The 15,683-nt window shown below is 72.3% G+C and carries 12 protein-coding genes; 5 read left to right on the top strand and 7 right to left on the bottom strand.

Features of this window, described 5'->3' with window-relative positions; genetic code table 11:
* Positions 1-21 precede the first annotated feature (21 nt).
* Entirely contained in the window at positions 22-1,371 is a 1,350-nt protein-coding gene (gene allB / locus ACWD0J_RS11620) for an allantoinase AllB (RefSeq protein WP_451495577.1), read from the top strand.
* A gap of 54 nt (positions 1,372-1,425) precedes the next feature.
* A complete protein-coding gene (gene alc / locus ACWD0J_RS11615; protein ID WP_451495576.1) occupies positions 1,426-2,541 on the top strand; it encodes an allantoicase in 1,116 nt (371 codons plus the stop codon).
* 121 nt (positions 2,542-2,662) lie between these two features.
* Here alc and ACWD0J_RS11610 read toward each other — a convergent pair whose 3' ends face one another.
* Positions 2,663-3,457: an SDR family oxidoreductase gene (locus tag ACWD0J_RS11610; RefSeq protein ID WP_451495650.1), complete on the bottom strand. Its 795-nt coding sequence runs from the start codon at positions 3,455-3,457 to the stop codon at positions 2,663-2,665.
* A gap of 216 nt (positions 3,458-3,673) precedes the next feature.
* Here ACWD0J_RS11610 and ACWD0J_RS11605 point away from each other — a divergent pair, with 216 nt between their 5' ends.
* Positions 3,674-4,282 carry a dihydrofolate reductase family protein gene (locus ACWD0J_RS11605; RefSeq protein ID WP_451495575.1) on the top strand — a complete coding sequence of 203 codons (609 nt, stop codon included), beginning with the start codon at positions 3,674-3,676 and terminating at the stop codon, positions 4,280-4,282.
* A gap of 90 nt (positions 4,283-4,372) precedes the next feature.
* Here ACWD0J_RS11605 and fxsT read toward each other — a convergent pair whose 3' ends face one another.
* The 6 genes from fxsT to ACWD0J_RS11575 form a co-directional block, all read right to left on the bottom strand.
* A complete protein-coding gene (gene fxsT, locus ACWD0J_RS11600; protein WP_451495574.1) occupies positions 4,373-8,557 on the bottom strand; it encodes an FxSxx-COOH system tetratricopeptide repeat protein in 4,185 nt (1,394 codons plus the stop codon).
* Positions 8,554-9,615 carry a MoxR family ATPase gene (locus ACWD0J_RS11595; protein ID WP_451495573.1) on the bottom strand — a complete coding sequence of 354 codons (1,062 nt, stop codon included), beginning with the start codon at positions 9,613-9,615 and terminating at the stop codon, positions 8,554-8,556. Before ACWD0J_RS11595 ends, fxsT begins: the two co-directional genes overlap by 4 nt.
* 114 nt (positions 9,616-9,729) lie before the next feature.
* Positions 9,730-11,250 carry a VMAP-C domain-containing protein gene (locus tag ACWD0J_RS11590; RefSeq protein ID WP_451495572.1) on the bottom strand — a complete coding sequence of 507 codons (1,521 nt, stop codon included), beginning with the start codon at positions 11,248-11,250 and terminating at the stop codon, positions 9,730-9,732.
* A 13-nt stretch (positions 11,251-11,263) separates the two neighbouring features.
* Positions 11,264-12,271, bottom strand: a complete 1,008-nt coding sequence (locus ACWD0J_RS11585; RefSeq protein WP_451495571.1) for an effector-associated domain 2-containing protein — start codon at positions 12,269-12,271, stop codon at positions 11,264-11,266.
* Positions 12,272-12,416: 145 nt separating this feature from the next.
* Positions 12,417-14,363, bottom strand: a complete 1,947-nt coding sequence (locus tag ACWD0J_RS11580) for an aKG-HExxH-type peptide beta-hydroxylase (RefSeq protein ID WP_451495570.1) — start codon at positions 14,361-14,363, stop codon at positions 12,417-12,419.
* Positions 14,364-14,366: 3 nt separating this feature from the next.
* Entirely contained in the window at positions 14,367-14,582 is a 216-nt protein-coding gene (locus ACWD0J_RS11575; RefSeq protein WP_451495569.1) for a hypothetical protein, read from the bottom strand.
* A gap of 243 nt (positions 14,583-14,825) precedes the next feature.
* Between ACWD0J_RS11575 and ACWD0J_RS11570 the strand changes: the two genes are divergently transcribed.
* Both ACWD0J_RS11570 and ACWD0J_RS11565 read left to right on the top strand, forming a co-directional pair.
* Positions 14,826-15,158 carry a CU044_2847 family protein gene (locus ACWD0J_RS11570; RefSeq protein ID WP_451495568.1) on the top strand — a complete coding sequence of 111 codons (333 nt, stop codon included), beginning with the start codon at positions 14,826-14,828 and terminating at the stop codon, positions 15,156-15,158.
* A 123-nt stretch (positions 15,159-15,281) separates the two neighbouring features.
* Positions 15,282-15,677 (top strand): ribonuclease domain-containing protein, encoded by a 396-nt coding sequence (locus tag ACWD0J_RS11565; protein WP_451495567.1) that lies wholly within the window; start codon positions 15,282-15,284, stop codon positions 15,675-15,677.
* The last annotated feature ends 6 nt before the right edge of the window (positions 15,678-15,683 follow it).

Raw genomic sequence — 15,683 nt, 5'->3', positions numbered from 1 at the left:
AGCAGAACGAAAGGGGCCCGGGTGTCCGGCGTAGAAGACGTGGAACTGGTGCTGCGCTCGACGCGCGTCATCACCCCGGACGGGACGCGCGCCGCCTCGGTCGCGGTCGCCGCCGGGACGATCACCGCCGTCCTCCCGTACGACGCGCCCGTACCGCGCGGCGCCCGCCTGGAGGACCTCGGCGACGACGTCCTGCTGCCCGGCCTGGTCGACACCCACGTGCACGTCAACGACCCCGGCCGCACCGAGTGGGAGGGCTTTTGGACCGCCACCCGCGCCGCGGCCGCCGGCGGCATCACCACCCTCGTCGACATGCCGCTCAACTCCCTCCCCCCGACCACGACGGTCGGCCATCTGCGGACGAAGCAGGACGTCGCCGCAGGCAAGGCGCACATCGACGTCGGCTTCTGGGGCGGCGCCCTGCCCGACAACGTCCAGGACCTGCGCCCGTTGCACGAGGCCGGCGTCTTCGGCTTCAAGGCGTTCCTGTCGCCGTCGGGGGTGGACGAGTTCCCGCACCTCGACCAGGACGGACTCGCCCGGTCCCTCGCGGAGATCGCCTCCTTCGGCGGTCTGCTGATCGTGCACGCCGAGGACCCGCACCACCTCGACGCCGCTCCGCAAGCCGGTGGCCCGAGGTACGCCGACTTCCTGGCCTCCCGCCCGCGTGACGCGGAGGACACCGCGATCGCTCAGCTCATCGCCCAGGCCAGGCGCCTCGACGCGCGCGTGCATGTGCTGCACCTGTCCTCGTCGGACGCGCTGCCGCTGATCGCGGACGCCAAGGCGGAAGGCGTCCGCGTCACCGTCGAGACCTGCCCGCACTACCTCACCCTCACCGCCGAGGAGGTCCCGGACGGCGCCAGCGAGTTCAAGTGCTGCCCGCCCATCCGCGAGTTGGCCAACCAGGACCTGCTGTGGCAGGCGCTGACGGACGGCACGATCGACTGTGTGGTCACCGACCACTCGCCGTCGACGGCGGACCTGAAGACGGACGACTTCGCGACCGCCTGGGGCGGCATCTCCGGGCTCCAGCTCAGCCTGGCCGCCGTATGGACTCAGGCCCGCGGGCGCGGGCACGGCCTGGAGGACGTGGTGCGCTGGATGTCGTCGCGCACGGCGCGTCTGGTCGGGCTGGACGGACGCAAGGGCGCCATCGCGGCCGGCCACGACGCCGACTTCGCGGTCCTCGCACCCGACGAGACGTTCACCGTGGACCCGGCGGCCCTCCAGCACCGCAACCGCGTCACGGCGTACGCCGGCAAGACCCTGTACGGCGTCGTGAAGTCCACCTGGCTGCGCGGCGAACGCATCGTCGTGAACGGCGAGTTCACCGACCCGAAGGGCCGGCTGCTCACCCGTACCCCCTGATCCGCGTGACCGCAGCCGCACCCCCGCAGCGGCCGACCCCGAAAGGCACACCTCGTGACGGCGATCCCAGGCTTCACCGGCGACGCGCACCCCTATGGAGGCGGTGACCCGTACGCGGACTACCGCACCGCCGCCTTCCCGTTCACCCAGTACGCCGACCTCGCCGACCGCCGGCTCGGTGCCGGAGTCATCGCCGCCAACGACGAGTTCTTCGCCCAGCGGGAGAACCTGCTGCTGCCCGGGCCCGCCGCGTTCGACCCCGAGCACTTCGGGCACAAGGGCAAGATCATGGACGGCTGGGAGACCCGCCGCCGGCGGGGAGCCTCCGCCGACCACCCGTGGCCCGCGGCCGACGACCACGACTGGGCCCTGGTCCGCCTCGGCGCCCCGGGCGTGATCCGCGGCATCGTCGTCGACACGGCCCACTTCCGCGGCAACTACCCGCAGGCGGTGTCCGTCGAGGGGACCTCGGTCCCGGGCTCCCCGTCGCCGGAAGAGCTGCTGTCCGGTGACGTGAAGTGGACGACGCTCGTCCCGCGTACGGCGGTGGGCGGCCACGCGGCGAACGGCTTCGCGGTGTCGGCCGAACAGCGCTTCACGCACCTGCGCGTCAACCAGCACCCCGACGGCGGCATCGCGCGCCTGCGCGTGTACGGCGAGGTCCTGCCCGACCCGGCATGGCTGGCCGCCCTCGGCACCTTCGACGTGGTGGCCCTGGCAAACGGCGGCCAGGTCGAGGACGCCTCCGACCTCTTCTACGCCCCGGCCGCCAACACCATCCAGCCGGGCCGCTCTCGCAAGATGGACGACGGCTGGGAGACCCGGCGCCGGCGCGACCGGGGCCACGACTGGATCCGCTACCGCCTGGTCGCCCAGTCCCGGATCCGCGCGATCGAGATCGACACGGCGTACCTGAAGGGCAACAGCGCGGGGTGGGCGTCGGTGTCCGTGCGGGACGGAGCGGACGGCGCGTGGACGGAGATCCTCCCGCGCACCCGCCTCCAGCCCGACACCGACCACCGCTTCGTCCTCGCGACGCCGGCCGTCGGCACGCACGCGCGCGTGGACATCTATCCCGACGGCGGCATCTCCCGCCTGCGGTTGTTCGGCTCCCTGACGGAAACCGGCGCCGCGGCGCTGGCGGCGCGCCATCAGGAACTGGGGGGCTGACTCCAGCCCGTCCGGCGACGGAGGACGAGGCCCCTTCAGGGCCGGAGCGGGGCGTCCGGGGCCCAGCCGCCGGGACCGGACGGGCAGGGGCGGCGGGGCGAGAACCCGCCGCCTCCCCGCATCACGCCGCGTGCCCCCCGTCCACCGAGAACTCCGCGCCCGTGACGTAGTCCGCCCCCGCCAGGTGGGCGACCACGGACGCCACCTCCTCCGCGCTGCCGAAACGCCCCAGCGCCGTCATCGCCGCCTGCCCCGCCGCGTACGGCCCGTCCGCCGGGTTCATGTCCGTGTCGATCGGCCCGGGATGCACGATGTTCGCCGTGATCCCCCGCGCCCCCAACTCCCTGGCCAGCGCCTTGGTCAAGCCGACCAGCGCGGACTTGCTCATGGCGTACAGCGTCCCCCCGGGCCCCGGCACCCGCTGCGTCATGCACGTCCCGACGGTGATGATCCGGCCCCCCGCCGTCATGCGCGAGGCGGCCGCCTGGGACGCGAGGAACACCCCGCGCACGTTCACGGCGAGCACCCGGTCCACGTCGTCGACCGACAGGCTCTCCAGGGGACCGAGCAGCCCGATCCCCACGTTGTTCACCAGGATGTCCAGCCGGCCCCCGAGAGCCTCCGCCGTCCGCGTCACCGCCCCGCCCGCCTCCTTTGCGTCCGCGGAGTCCGCGCGCAGGGCCACCGCCCGCCGGTCCAGCGCCTCGACGGCCCGGACGACGTCCTGCGCCGCCTCCTTGCCGTGCACGTAGGTGAGGGCCACGTCCGCGCCCTCCCGGGCCAGCCGCAGGGCCGTCGCCGCGCCGATGCCCCGGCTGCCGCCGGTCACCAGGGCGACGGTGCCGCGCAGAGGTCCGTCGGGCGTCGTCAGGGATCCCCGCGCCGTGGTCACAGGGTTCGTGGTCACAGGGTTCATTGTCATGCGGTTCGTTGTCATGGGTTCATCCCAGCCGCCCCCGGCCCGGAGCGCTGGCGGCGAACGGACACCGAGATCACCCCGCCGGGGGCGTGCTCCGCGACGGGACGCGCGCCGCACACCGGATGACATTCCCGGCCGCCGGCCGATGAGTTGCGGGTACCGGCGCGGTCTGCCCTGATGAAAACAGATCCCGCTCCGTAAGGAAGGCACCCCATGGGCAAGCTCGTCTCCACCCTCTTCGTCACGCTCGACGGCGTCTACCAGGCCCCAGGCGGTCCTCAGGAGGACCCCAGCGGCGGCTTCGACCAGGGCGGCTGGAGCGTCCCGTACGGCGACGAGGACTTCGGCCGGTTCATCGACGAGGTCTTCGGCGGCGTCGGCGCCTTCCTCCTGGGCCGCCGTACGTACGACATCTTCGCCTCCTACTGGCCGAAGATGACCGACCCGGCCGACCCCGTCGCCTCGAAGCTGAACGCCGCGCCGAAGTACGTCGTCTCCGGCACCCTCACCGCCCCCGACTGGGCCGGCACCACCGTGATCGGCGGAGACCTGGCCAAGGAGGTCACCGCCCTCAAGGAGCGCACCGACGGCGAACTCCAGCTGCACGGCAGCGGGGCCCTGGTCCGGTCGCTGCTCGCTCTCGACCTGGTCGACACCCTCCATCTGCTGACGTTCCCGGTCGTGCTGGGCGCCGGCCGCCGCCTGTTCACGGAGGGGGCCGTACCGACCGCGTTCCGGCACACCGGCGGGCGGGTCACCGGAGCGGGCGTCTCCATCCAGTCGTACGACCTGGCCGGCCGGCCGGAGTACGGCTCCTACTGAGCGCGGCCCGCTCGGAGCCCCGGCGGGCCGAGGCCGGGAAGCGGTTCCGGCCCCCGTGCACGCCCCGGGAGGCCGGACGGCTGTGGCGGGTCACAGGGGCATCGGGTCGACGTCGCAGTTCGCGGGCAGACCGGCCTGCGCGGTCGCGATGGCGGGGTGATCGGGACCGAGGACCCGTTCGTAGCGTGTCAGAGTGTCCTCGTACAGCGCGTCCGCCTCGTCCACCCGCCCCAGCAGCCGGAGTCCGAGCACCAGGTTCACGGCGGTGGCGAGAGCCGCGGGATGGTCCTCGCCGAGCCGGCGGCGGCCCTGCTCCCGGGTCCGCGAGCTCAGCTCGACGGAGGCCCGGATCTCACCCGACTCGTACAGATCGGCGGCGAGGTTGTTCGCACAGGCGAGCGTGTTCGGATGCTCGGGGCCCAGCTTCTCCGTGAGGGCGCTGAAGATCCGGTCGTTCAGGCGGCGCGACTCGTCGACCCGGCCGAGCACCCTGAGGCAGACCGCGTGGTTGATGCGGGCGCCGAGGGTGTGCGGATGGTCCGGTCCGTACAGCCGCGCGTAGCCCTCGCTCCCGCGCTCGCTCAGCTCCAGCGCTTGCCAGTGGTCCCCGTCGTAGCGCAGGTCTATGGAGCACGTGAGCAGGGCTCCGAGCGTCTCGGGGTAGTTGTCGCCGTAGCGATTCCGGTACAACTCCAGCGCGTTGCGGGACAGTTCCAGTGCGCGCGCGTGCCGGCCCATGCGGCGTTCGGCCTGCGCCAGGCCCTGCCGGCTGCCTATGGTGCTGGGGTTGGTCGCGCCGAAGTGGTACTCGTAGCGGCGTGAGGCGTCCTGCTGCTGCCGGTAGGCCTCGATGTACTTGCCCGCCTGCCGCAGGTCCATGGCGATGCCGGCCAGTGTGTGCAGCGTGGACAGCGCGTTCTCGCCGAGTTCCTCGACCTTGCGGCGATGGGTGTCCTGATCCAGCTCCAGCGCCGCGCGGAAGTCCCCGGTGAGCCGCAGGTTGAGCGCGACGCGGTGAGCGAAGATCAGTGTGGCCACGTCACTGGGGCCGAAGAGGCGTCGGCTCGCCTCGAAGGCCTGCCGGTCGAGCTCCGAGGCCCCGGCGAAGTCACCGCGCATGCGCAGGTCCCAGGCGAGCATCGAGGTGATGTCCAACGTCGTCTCGTGCTCGGTGCCCATGGTCTCGGTCATGCCCGCACGGGTGCGCTGGTCCAGTTCGTACGCCAGGTGGTGGTGTCCCAGGGCGCGCAGGGTGTCTCCGTAGAGCTTGGCCGCTCGCAGCGCGTGCTCGTCGTGGTCGCCGTCGGCGTCCTTCCACGTCTCGTACGCGTCCCGCGCCAGATCCCGGGAGCCCTCGTAGTCGCCCCAGTAGAACATGTACTCGATCTCGTTCAGCACCAGCTGCCGCACCCATCGGTCGTGCGACATCACCGCCTTGCTGCTCAGCACATGGGGCAGCAACTCGCCGTACTGCTGCCACTGTTGCGGCGAGGACGGGTCCACCGGATCGCCGTGGGCCAGCAGCCGGTGCGCGGCGCCGCGCATCTGCTCCTTGAGCTCGTCGGGCATCTGGTTGATCAGTACGCGCTGGACCAGCCGGTGCAACTGGATGGTGTTGGTGATGTAGTTGATCCGTGCCAGCGCATAGCGGTTGACGTCGCGGATCGCACGCCCCAGGCGAATCGGGTCACTGAGAGCGAGTGCGAGTTCGGGCGGCACCGGAGCGTCACGGATCGCGGTGATGAGCCGTCGGGAGATCGGCTCCGGAGCGAAGAAGGCGCACACCTGGAGCAGTTGGAGCGCGGCGGGATGGTCCCGCTGGAGGCGCTCCAGGGACAGATTCCAGGCGGCGGCGACGGACAGCGGGTAGTCCGGCGGCGGATCGCTGGCCATCAGCTCGAAGGCGTGCTGCTCGAACAGCCGCAGGTACTCGTCCGCGGGCATACCGGTCTCGGCGAGCCACACGGCCGCCTGCTCGACGCCGAGCGGAAGGTCGCCGAGTGTCTCCGCGAGCTGGTCCGCGGTGGCGTCGTCGAGGTTCGGCGCGCGCAACTGGAGCAGCTGGCGGCTCTCCGCCCGAGTGAACACGTCGACCTGCAACGGCCGTGCCGCGGCGGCCCACTGGGCATTGCGGGACGTCACCAGGATGCGGCCCGGCCCATTGGTCGGGAAGAAGTCCCGGACGCTGTCGGGTGTCTCCGCGTTGTCGAAGACCAGGAGCCAGCTCTTGTCCGGCTCGCCGACGCGGAGCGCCTCGATGACGGCCGGCACCGCGGTGCCCGCCTCACCACTGCCGACGTCGAGACCGAGGCGTCCGGCCAGTTCCACCAGGGATTGGCGGATCTGCTGCGGCTGCTCGGCCGGGATCCACCAGACGACCTGGTATTCGTGCATGTGGCGATAGACGTACTCCACCGCGAGCTGCGACTTTCCCACGCCTCCCATGCCCTGGAGGGCCTCGGGAATGACGGCTGTGGTGCCTTCCTGCAGACGCTGGTGCAACTCTTCGAGAAGTTGCCCCCGCCCGGTGAAGGCACGGTTGCGCGGGGGTACGTCCCCCCAGACCGGTGGTGGTTTGCGGGCCTTCTCGCCCTGCTGCGCAGCGGATACGGCCTGCGGGTCGCCCACGGACACGTCCCCTCCCGTCCCAGGTCTTCTCACCACGTGTTCGCTCCCGCCGGCGGAGGGGGAGAGCGCGTGGTCGAGTCGTTCCCGTACCGCCGGGGGGCGCGCACCCGAAGCGGCGCTGTCGTGGGACAGCCGCGCCGTGAGCGCGGCCGCTGCGAGACCGTAGCGGCCGCCGAGGGCGACGAGGGCGGGAAGGACGGGCACGAGCCACGGCCGGATCCGCTCCACAGGCAGATCGGGGACACCGCCCGGGTCCCGTACGACGGCCCGCACCTGACGCAGTGCGGTGCTCAGCGGGCCGTGCGTCGCCCCTGCCAGATACGCGAAGGCAGTCTCCATGACCAGCGCCGTCTCGTCCCGTGTCCCCTCGGCCAGCAGTTCCTGACGCAGGCCGTCCACGAACTCCAGATCGAGGCGCGCGGGATCCGGTGAGCCGGCCTCCGGGACCGTGCGCCGCAGCAGCCCGCTCAGCAGCAGCTCCGCCACATGCCAGGTACGGGCCTCGGGGAGCAGCCTTCGCCGCAGGGCATCGAGGACGCCCAGGTTCAGCGGAGCGGCGGCGCACAGCCGTGCCAGGTGATAGGCGGTGGGACTGAGCTGCGCCCGGATGCGGCGCACCAGCTCCGTCGGTGTGGGCGGCGGGCCGGGGGCGGGCCGCCGCCGCGCGGCCGTGGGCGCCGCGGACGCGGCGATGATCCGCACCTCGTAGGCCGTCGGTTCGTCGTGACTGACGAAACGCGCCCACCGGTTGAGGGCCTGGGGGGTCAGTTCCAGCACCGGGACCGGCATGGCGCCCCGGCCGGCGGCGCCGGAGTCCCGCTGCCAGGCGGGAGCGAAGTCGTCCGGTCGCCACGTCCAGCGGCGGTTCGCGGTGATCGGACCGGGACTCGTCAGGAGCGCCGTGTACGGAGGGCTGGGACCGCGCGGCCACAGGTGCTCCGGCAGGACGTTCACCACGGCGACCGGTGCGGTGTCCGCCCAGCGGGCGATCCGGTGCTGGGCGCTCCCGTCGGCCCACCGGTCCGCGTGCAGGTCGGTGAGTACCAGGACGACGTGCCGGCCGGGGGCGTCGGCCAGGTGGGGCGCCCCGTCGTGGCCGACGCCCGGTTCCGCCGCGACCGGCCAGGGGAACACCCGGACGTCACGGAAGACCCCGGAACCCGCCAGCACCCTCGCGAACCGCTGCGCTGTGGAGGACCACAGGGCCATGGAGTGGCCCGCCTCCACCACGAGCGACACCATCAGCCGCCGCCGTCCGGACAGCTGACCACGACCCGGGCGTGGCGCGGCCCGGCCGTACCCCGCCTCCGTGGCGCGCTGCCGCGGCCGCCTGGCCGGCCCGGCGGCCGACGGGTGCCCGAGCGGACGGAACGTCGTCCACCAGGAACCGAACCCGTCGGACGGGAAGGCGCCCGTGGCGTGGCCAGGCGTCACCCCGGAGGTTCCCGGACCGGGGGCCCCGCCTTCCCGCGGTGGCCCGTCGGTGCTGTCACGGGGTGCGGTGACGCCCCGCTCGCGCTGAGCGGCCAGCCACAGCGCCTCGCCGGCCTCCCACCAGGCGGGTTCGGCGCGTGCCGGGTCGCCGGAGCCGGTACGCGACGGGGTGCCGTCCTGGCTCCGGCCGTGGGAGAAGGGCGGAACGGTCATCCGGGACCTGTTTCGTCCAGACGCCGCCACAGGGCGTGCAGCAGGCGGTCCCAGGAGGCCTTGTCGGGGCCGGACGAAGTCGTCCGCAGGTACTCCGCGTCGAGCAGCTGGTCCGAGGCGAGGGTGCCGCCCGCCAGGGAACGGGTCAGGAAGTCCCGGATCATCGCCACCCGCTCCGCCCCGTCGCCCGTCGCGAACCGGGCTGCCAGCACGTCGGCGAGCCGCCCGGCGTCCGGCGGAGGAAGCTGGAGACAGAGGCACTGGCGGAGCAGCTCGGGAGGCAGCAGCCGCTCCCCGGTGCGGGTGATGACGACGAACGGGAAGGCGCGGCACCGGATCGTCCCGTGACGGACGGCGACCGTGCCGGCCGGGTCGTCGGTGTGGACGACGACGTCCGGTGTCCGCGAGCGCACCCGGGACAGCTCGGGTACGCGGAACTCTCCGTCGGCGAGGATGCCCGTGAGGCCGTCGACGAGGTCCAGGTCCGCTTTGTCGATGTCCTCGATCAGCAGGACGCGCGGTGCCGCACGGGGAATCAGCGCCGTGCCCAGCGGGCCCAGCCGGAAGAACTCACCGAGGTCCGCGGCGCCGCTCCGGTCAAGGGGGCGGTCCCCGCCGGCCGGGTCGTGGGACGGTCCGCGCACGACGGCGTCCTGTAAGCGCCCGATGGCGTCGTACTCGTACAGGCCCTCCGCGAGCGTCGAACTGTGGGTGATCCGCCAGCGCAGCACCCGGCCGAGCCCCAGTTCGCGGCCGACGCGGTGGGCCAGGCCCGACTTTCCGCTGCCCAGGGGTCCTGTCACGATGAGGGGGCGCCTCAGGAACAGCGCGGCGTTCACCATGGCGACCTCCTGGTCGGACACCGCCCGGGACGACGCCTCGCCCGCTCCCGACAGCCGGAGCGTCATGGCCTCGTCGTCCGGAGGGGGGCCGGGCACCACCGGGCCGCCGTCGAAGTCGCGCCATGGGGGCGGCGGCGGGAGGCGCTCTGCGAGCGGGACGGCCGGGACCGGACCCGCCGAGCCGCGGTAGATCCACCACGCGTCGTGCCCGCTCACGGTCTCCGGTGCCGACGCGCCCTGAGCGCCGCGGTTTTCCTCCCCGTCCTTTCCGCTCGCAGTCCCCTCCTCACCCGGCGCGCAGGCGGCCGGCCGTGATCTCGGTTGTGCCGATCACCTCTCGACATCAGGTTTCACCAGCGTGTCAGTCGTAGGCGAAAAGATCGGTTCCGGGAATTCCGGGAGTCGACTCGGATCATCCCACAGCACCGCGATCCCGGCTCCGGTGTCGCCCTCGGGAAACTCATCGTCCTTCATCGGCAGCGTGGTTCGCAGGCGGACCATGTGTTTGAGCAGTTCACTCAGCGGATATTGCAGCGCGGTCTCCACGGCATAGTGCACCCGCTCCGCCAACGGGCCGGAATGGCTCCACACGAGCACGGGCAGACCGGCGTGCAGACCCATGAGTAATTCCTCCTTTCCCTGGAGCTGGTCCGGCGGAGCGCCGAGGGCCATCAGGACGACACCCGGATTTCTCTTGAGGCGCAGGTAGAGTTGATGGTTCTCCGCCGTGTCCGGGCCTCCGCACCGGTGTGCGCGTGCCTCTCCCGCGCGCGCCGTCAGCACGTCCCAGCGCTCGTTCCAGACGCGGTGCAGTTGCAGTGTCTCGATGCGTTCCAGGCTGCGGACGACCACCGTGTAGTCCTGCCAGAACGGCGGACCGCCATGCTCGCTCGCCCACAGCCGCCGGTCTCCCAGCGCCCCGATCCGGGACCACTCCTCGACCGGCTCGTTCAGCAGGGACAGCGGGAGGATGAACTCCAGCACGATGCCGCCGCGATGGGTGTGCAGCCGGGCCTCCTCGCGGTCCACGAGGGCGGCGACGTGACGGCGCACCTGGGCGCGCGGCACCGAGGTGTCGTCACGCCGGCGCGGCTCCCACGCCTTGCCGGTGTTGGTCCAGCAGGTGATGTCCACGCGATCCGGTGAACTGACCGAAGGGGACAGCCGGATCATCAGATACGCGGAGTGTGTGCCGTTCGCCGCCTGCGGTCCCGTGTCGGCGTGCGGAGGTCCCGCCCTTCGCCGGGCCGTCGCCGGGTCCTCGCCGCCGCCCCAGGTCTGCCGGCCGGCCCAGGTACGGATCGGCTCACCGCGTTCCGGCGGCAGGGTCGCGGCCAACTCCTGGAGGAAGCGCGCCGACCGCGGCGTCCCGTCCGTCGGCCGGTTGGTGTGCGTCAGCAGTTGATAGGCGTCCCAGGCGGTGTGGCAGCCCCCGGGCAGCGGGCCGAAGTGGGCGCCCGCCGCGGCGCCGTAGAGGTCGGCGAGGGCGGGCGCGGTGATGCGGTCCAGACCGCCGAGAAGGGCGCGCAGTTCGAGCTCGGCCGCGTGGTCGGAGACGGGAAGTGCGACCGAGTGGGCCAACGACGCGGCATGCCGCGACGGCAGGTCGTAATCGGCCAGATATTGCACGGCCTCGGTCAGGCATTGCCATCCACTGGGAACACATCCGAAGGCCCGTACCATCGATACGACATGGATCTTCTTTTCGTCGGACTCCTTTACGGAGACCCGGGCCTGGAGCCGCTCCATGCCCTCCAGGACGCAGAGCCTGCGATTGTCGAGGTCATTGAGGACGGACACCTTCATCAACGCGTCCACGAGACGTACGGCGGATTCCGGATCCGAAACCACACGCGGCACGCTGTCAGCCATCGTCACCCAGCCGATGCGGCCAGATCCGCCTGGCCAGTCGTGTGAAGCGCTCCATGGCGACGGTCTCCCCCTCCATGCCCCGGACTGCGGTGACCAGGGCCGTCGGCCCCTCCTCGAATTCGTCGCATCGGCGTACGACGTAGAGGAGTTGGATCCTCGGCCGATTCTGCCGTGGGACTCCCCAGGCGATCTTTCCGGGCAGGACGGACAAGAGGGAGATCCCCCCGTCCGACGCAACCGATTCGATGGTCAGCAGGCATTCCACGAGTAACCAGAGATCGCCGTGGAGTGTCCGTTGACGGCTTCCCTCCTGTTCCGTAAGGGAATTCCCGGTCAGGAGATTTCCAAAACGGGTCCCGGTCAGGACGTCGAGCGGGATCATCCAGGCCACCCGGGTCGAATCGGCCTCCGGGGTGTCGAGGACGGAGGCGACCACCCCGATCACCGAGCCACGCTCCGTGTCGTACACACCCGCACCGCTGAAACCTCGTCCGACACGGGCTCCGGTGACGTTCGATCCGTCGAGCTGGCGCCACTGGGGATGTGTTCCGCCGGCGCCGACGACCCGGGCCTGCGCCCACAGCCCGTGGGCGACCCTGCCGGGATGGCCGAACACCGACACGGTGAACCCGGTGCGGGAACCGCACCTGCCGACCGGTGCCGGGACAGTGCCCACGCCGACCGGGTGCTCCAGCAGCAGCACCGCCAAGTCCCCCGCGGGCGGGGAGCGCAGCCAGCCGCCCTCGGCGACCTGCGCGCGCACCGGCGCGTCCCTTCCGGCGCCGGAGGCGGGAAAGTCCACCAGGACCGCACCCCGGGGGGCCTCGTCCGTCCGGGGCAGGCGCAGAGCGGCCTCCACGACGTGCGCACAGGTCAGTACGGTCCGCTCGTCCAGCAGCACCCCGGCCCCGGCCACCCCCGTCCCGCGAAGGCCGAGCACGCGGGCCCGCCAGGAGTCGGCGCCCCGCGCCTCGAAAACAGCGGCGTCCCCTGGTCCCACGGGTCTCCCTCCTGCCTCCGAGAGGTGCGCGGCGTCACGCGCCCGCGGGGGAAAAGGGTAGACCGGACGCCAGGTGTTTGGGTACGGGCCGATGAGTCGCGCTCACCTGACCCGGCTCACCCAACGGCCCTTGGGCAACGGGGAGTTACGGCACCTGGGGTGACGTCCGGGCGGCGTGTACGGCCGGTGTCCGGCCGATCCAGTCGCTCACGGCACGGGGGTCGGGCGCCTCGCCGCACCGCCGGCGAAGCGTGAGGTACACCGCGCGGACGACTTCCGGGCGCCGCAGCAACGCCTGTGCGGCCGCGGGTTCGTCGCTCGCGGAGAGAGCGAACCCCAGCCCCGCCCATGCGGACGGCGACCGGGGGTCGTCGGTGAGGAGGCCGAGGTAGCCCTCGGCGGCCCGCCCCGCGTCGCCGCCCAGCAGCGCGACGTCGGCGGCGGTCAGGGCGGGACTCCGCGCGGCGGCGTACCCGTCGCTCTGCGCGTGCGCGGCCAGGCTGCCGGCACCGTCGAGCAGCGCACGCCGCAGTTCACCCCGCGGGTCGGGTGCGCCGAAACGCGGATCGGGACGCAGATCGGAACGGACGTCGGGGAGCGTCGCCGGATCGGCGCCGCGCAGCCACGCGTCGGCCAGCCTCCGGACGCCGTCGGCGTCGGGCCTCATGTGCCTGGCCCGCCAGACCGCTCTCAGGTCGGCGCTCTCCTCCCGCGCGAGGACCCCCGCTCGCGCCGGGACCGGCTCCCGCGCCCAGACCGCCACGTCCTCGGCCATGGCCGTCACGAACCGCCGTCCGGGGACGGTCAGTCCGGGACATGAGCGCAGCGTCTCCAGCGCTTCGGCGACGGCCGCGCACCACAGGGCGAACTCGAAGTGGGCGAGATCGGCGGCGGCGCCGGTCAGCGCACGGCGTTCGACACGCCAGAAGTCCGCGACGCCCGCGAAGGCATAGGCTCCGTGCAGAAGTCCGGCCGGTGGCCGGGGATCGCCTCGCCACGGCGCGTAGAGCAGCGGCGGTTCACGCCCCGGTACGGGGTCCTCGCACAGCGGCAGTTGGTGCATCAAGCCGTTGAGCGCGGAATGCCGGGCCTCGTGCACCAGCGTCGCCGCGAAGTCGGGGACCTCCTCGTGCAGCGACATCAACGCGCTCCCGAACGCCTCGTTGTACGAGGCGCTCATCGGGCGGTACCGAGGCGCGCGCGGCAGAGGCACCAGGACGCGCAACGCGGTGGCCCTCAACTCCGCCGCATACGGGTGCCTGCGCACCAGCGACTCGTCCGCCGCACGCAACAACAGCGCCCAGCGGTCCGCCTCCTCCTGGGCGAGGGGTGCGGGGGAGGACTGCGGACTGTCGCGGAAGTCCCGGTACGGATCGCTGTCATCCAGAACCAGCGCGCGCTCCGGCGCGTCCCCGTGCCCCGCGACCCGGCGCAACGGCCGCCACACGCCGTCGGGCAGGCTCAGGTCGGCGGGCAGAGTGAACTGCCGGCCGGACACGGTCAGGAGCGGTGGCTCGCGGTGGCCGGAAGCCACCCGCAGAACGGCGACCTCCTGCCGTGCGGTGCCGTGGCCCTCGGGACGGGGGAGCGTGACCCTCCCCAACGTCGGCAGCGGCACGCCGCCGCCGAGGACCGGCAGGTCGATCGTGCTCGGCAGGGACGCGCGCAACGCCGCGGAAGCGGCCAGCGCGTGCAGGTAGCCCAGTTCCCGCCACAGCGGAGGAACGCCTTCCCGCGCGGTGCCGTCCGGCCGGTCCCCGGCGCGCAGCCGCTCCAGCGTCCGCACCGCCCACACGCCCAGGCCGGGGTGGTCGAGGAGGTCGGCCACCACATCCGGCCTGACGTGTTCGCTGCGCACGAGGAGGTCCAGGGCGGTCGCGACGGGGGACAGCGGTGAGGCCGAGTCCGCCGGTGCTTCCTGAGCGGCTTCCACCACGGCGCGCAGCATCAGCATCCGGCGCCCCCGTTCCACGGCGCGAACACGCTGTGCGGTGGCGGGCGGCATGCGCCCCTCGGCCAACTCGTCGAGATCCGACGACGGTGTGCGGTGCCTGACCAGGACGGTGTCGGCGTCGGAGGCGGACCCGGGCATCGGTCAGTCCTGGGGCCGGGGGGCGCCGCAGTCGACGGCGAGGTGAGGGCTCCCGGCGCCTCCACTGGCGCTCTGCGCCGCGGCTTTCTCGCCGAGGTGCCGTACCAGGGTGGACAACGCCTCACGCACCACGGGGCCGTGAAGGGTCATCACCTCCTGAAGTCCGCAGCGGCTGAGATCGACGAGGTCGGTCTCGAACTCGGTCGCAGACGTCGTCACGTTGTGGTTCTCCCTTGTCGCTGTGCTGAGGCCGGTCCGCCCCGTCTTCGCCAGTACCGGCTCGGGCGGAGGTCAGGAGGGCGCGCCGACCGGCCCCGGTTGCAGGCTTCTACCGCGGATCGCCGGGCCCATGACGGATTTCCGGACATCCCGTGCCGCGACGTTACCGCATCGGTTACGGTGCCGAGCGCTGCACATGAGCCCGGCCGCACGGGGGACAGCACGGGGGACAGAGGGGGAGACGTGGGCGCACTGCTTCGCTTCGAGCTGGAGGAAGGCGGGTCCGTCGTAGCGGTGATGGACGACGGGCAAGGGGGTGTCGTGGACGCCTCCGGGGCGTCCGAGATGGTCGCCCGCGCCACGGCCTCCTTCGAGTCCGCCCTGGAAGGGGTGCGCCGGGCCGCCGCCGCGGCGCTGTCCAGGATGCGTGATCTGCCACAGCCCCCGGACGAGGTGTCGATCGAGTTCGGGATCCAGCTCGACGCCGAAGTGGGCGCCGTGCTCGCCCGCACCGGGGCGCAGGGGCATCTGCAGGTTCATCTGACCTGGCGTCGGGAGGAGGGCGAAGGGAGTTGACGGACCGTCTTGCCGCCCCTGCCGACCGCCAAGGTTAACTCCCCGAAAACTCATCGGACGGGACGGGAAAATCCTCGAGGTTGTCATTGACATGCCATCGTCTACGCGCGTCATCATGAGTGCATGAGATTCCCCCCACGCGCCGCCCGGATCGGCGCCGCAGCCGCGCTCCTGTCCGCCGTCCTCGTCGGCGGCACCGTCTCCGCCACCTCGGCGAACGCCGCCGCCACCGCGGTCGGCAGCATCTGTTACAGCGACCTGCCCTCCCAGGCGCACGACACCCTCGAACTGATCGAGCGGGGCGGGCCCTTCCCGTACTCCCAGGACGGGACGGTCTTCCAGAACCGGGAAGGCGTCCTGCCCGGCCAAACGACCGGCTACTACCACGAGTACACGGTCATCACGCCCGGCTCGTCCACCCGGGGTGCCCGCCGCATCGTCACCGGTGAGGAGTACCAGGAGGACTACTACACGGCCGACCACTACGCGTCCTTCGACCTGGTCGACCACGGCTGCTGAGCCGCG

It is taken from the genome of Streptomyces sp. NPDC003011, from assembly GCF_053591515.1.
Note: the sequence above shows the minus strand (reverse complement) of the source record. Positions and strands in the feature narration are given on the sequence as shown.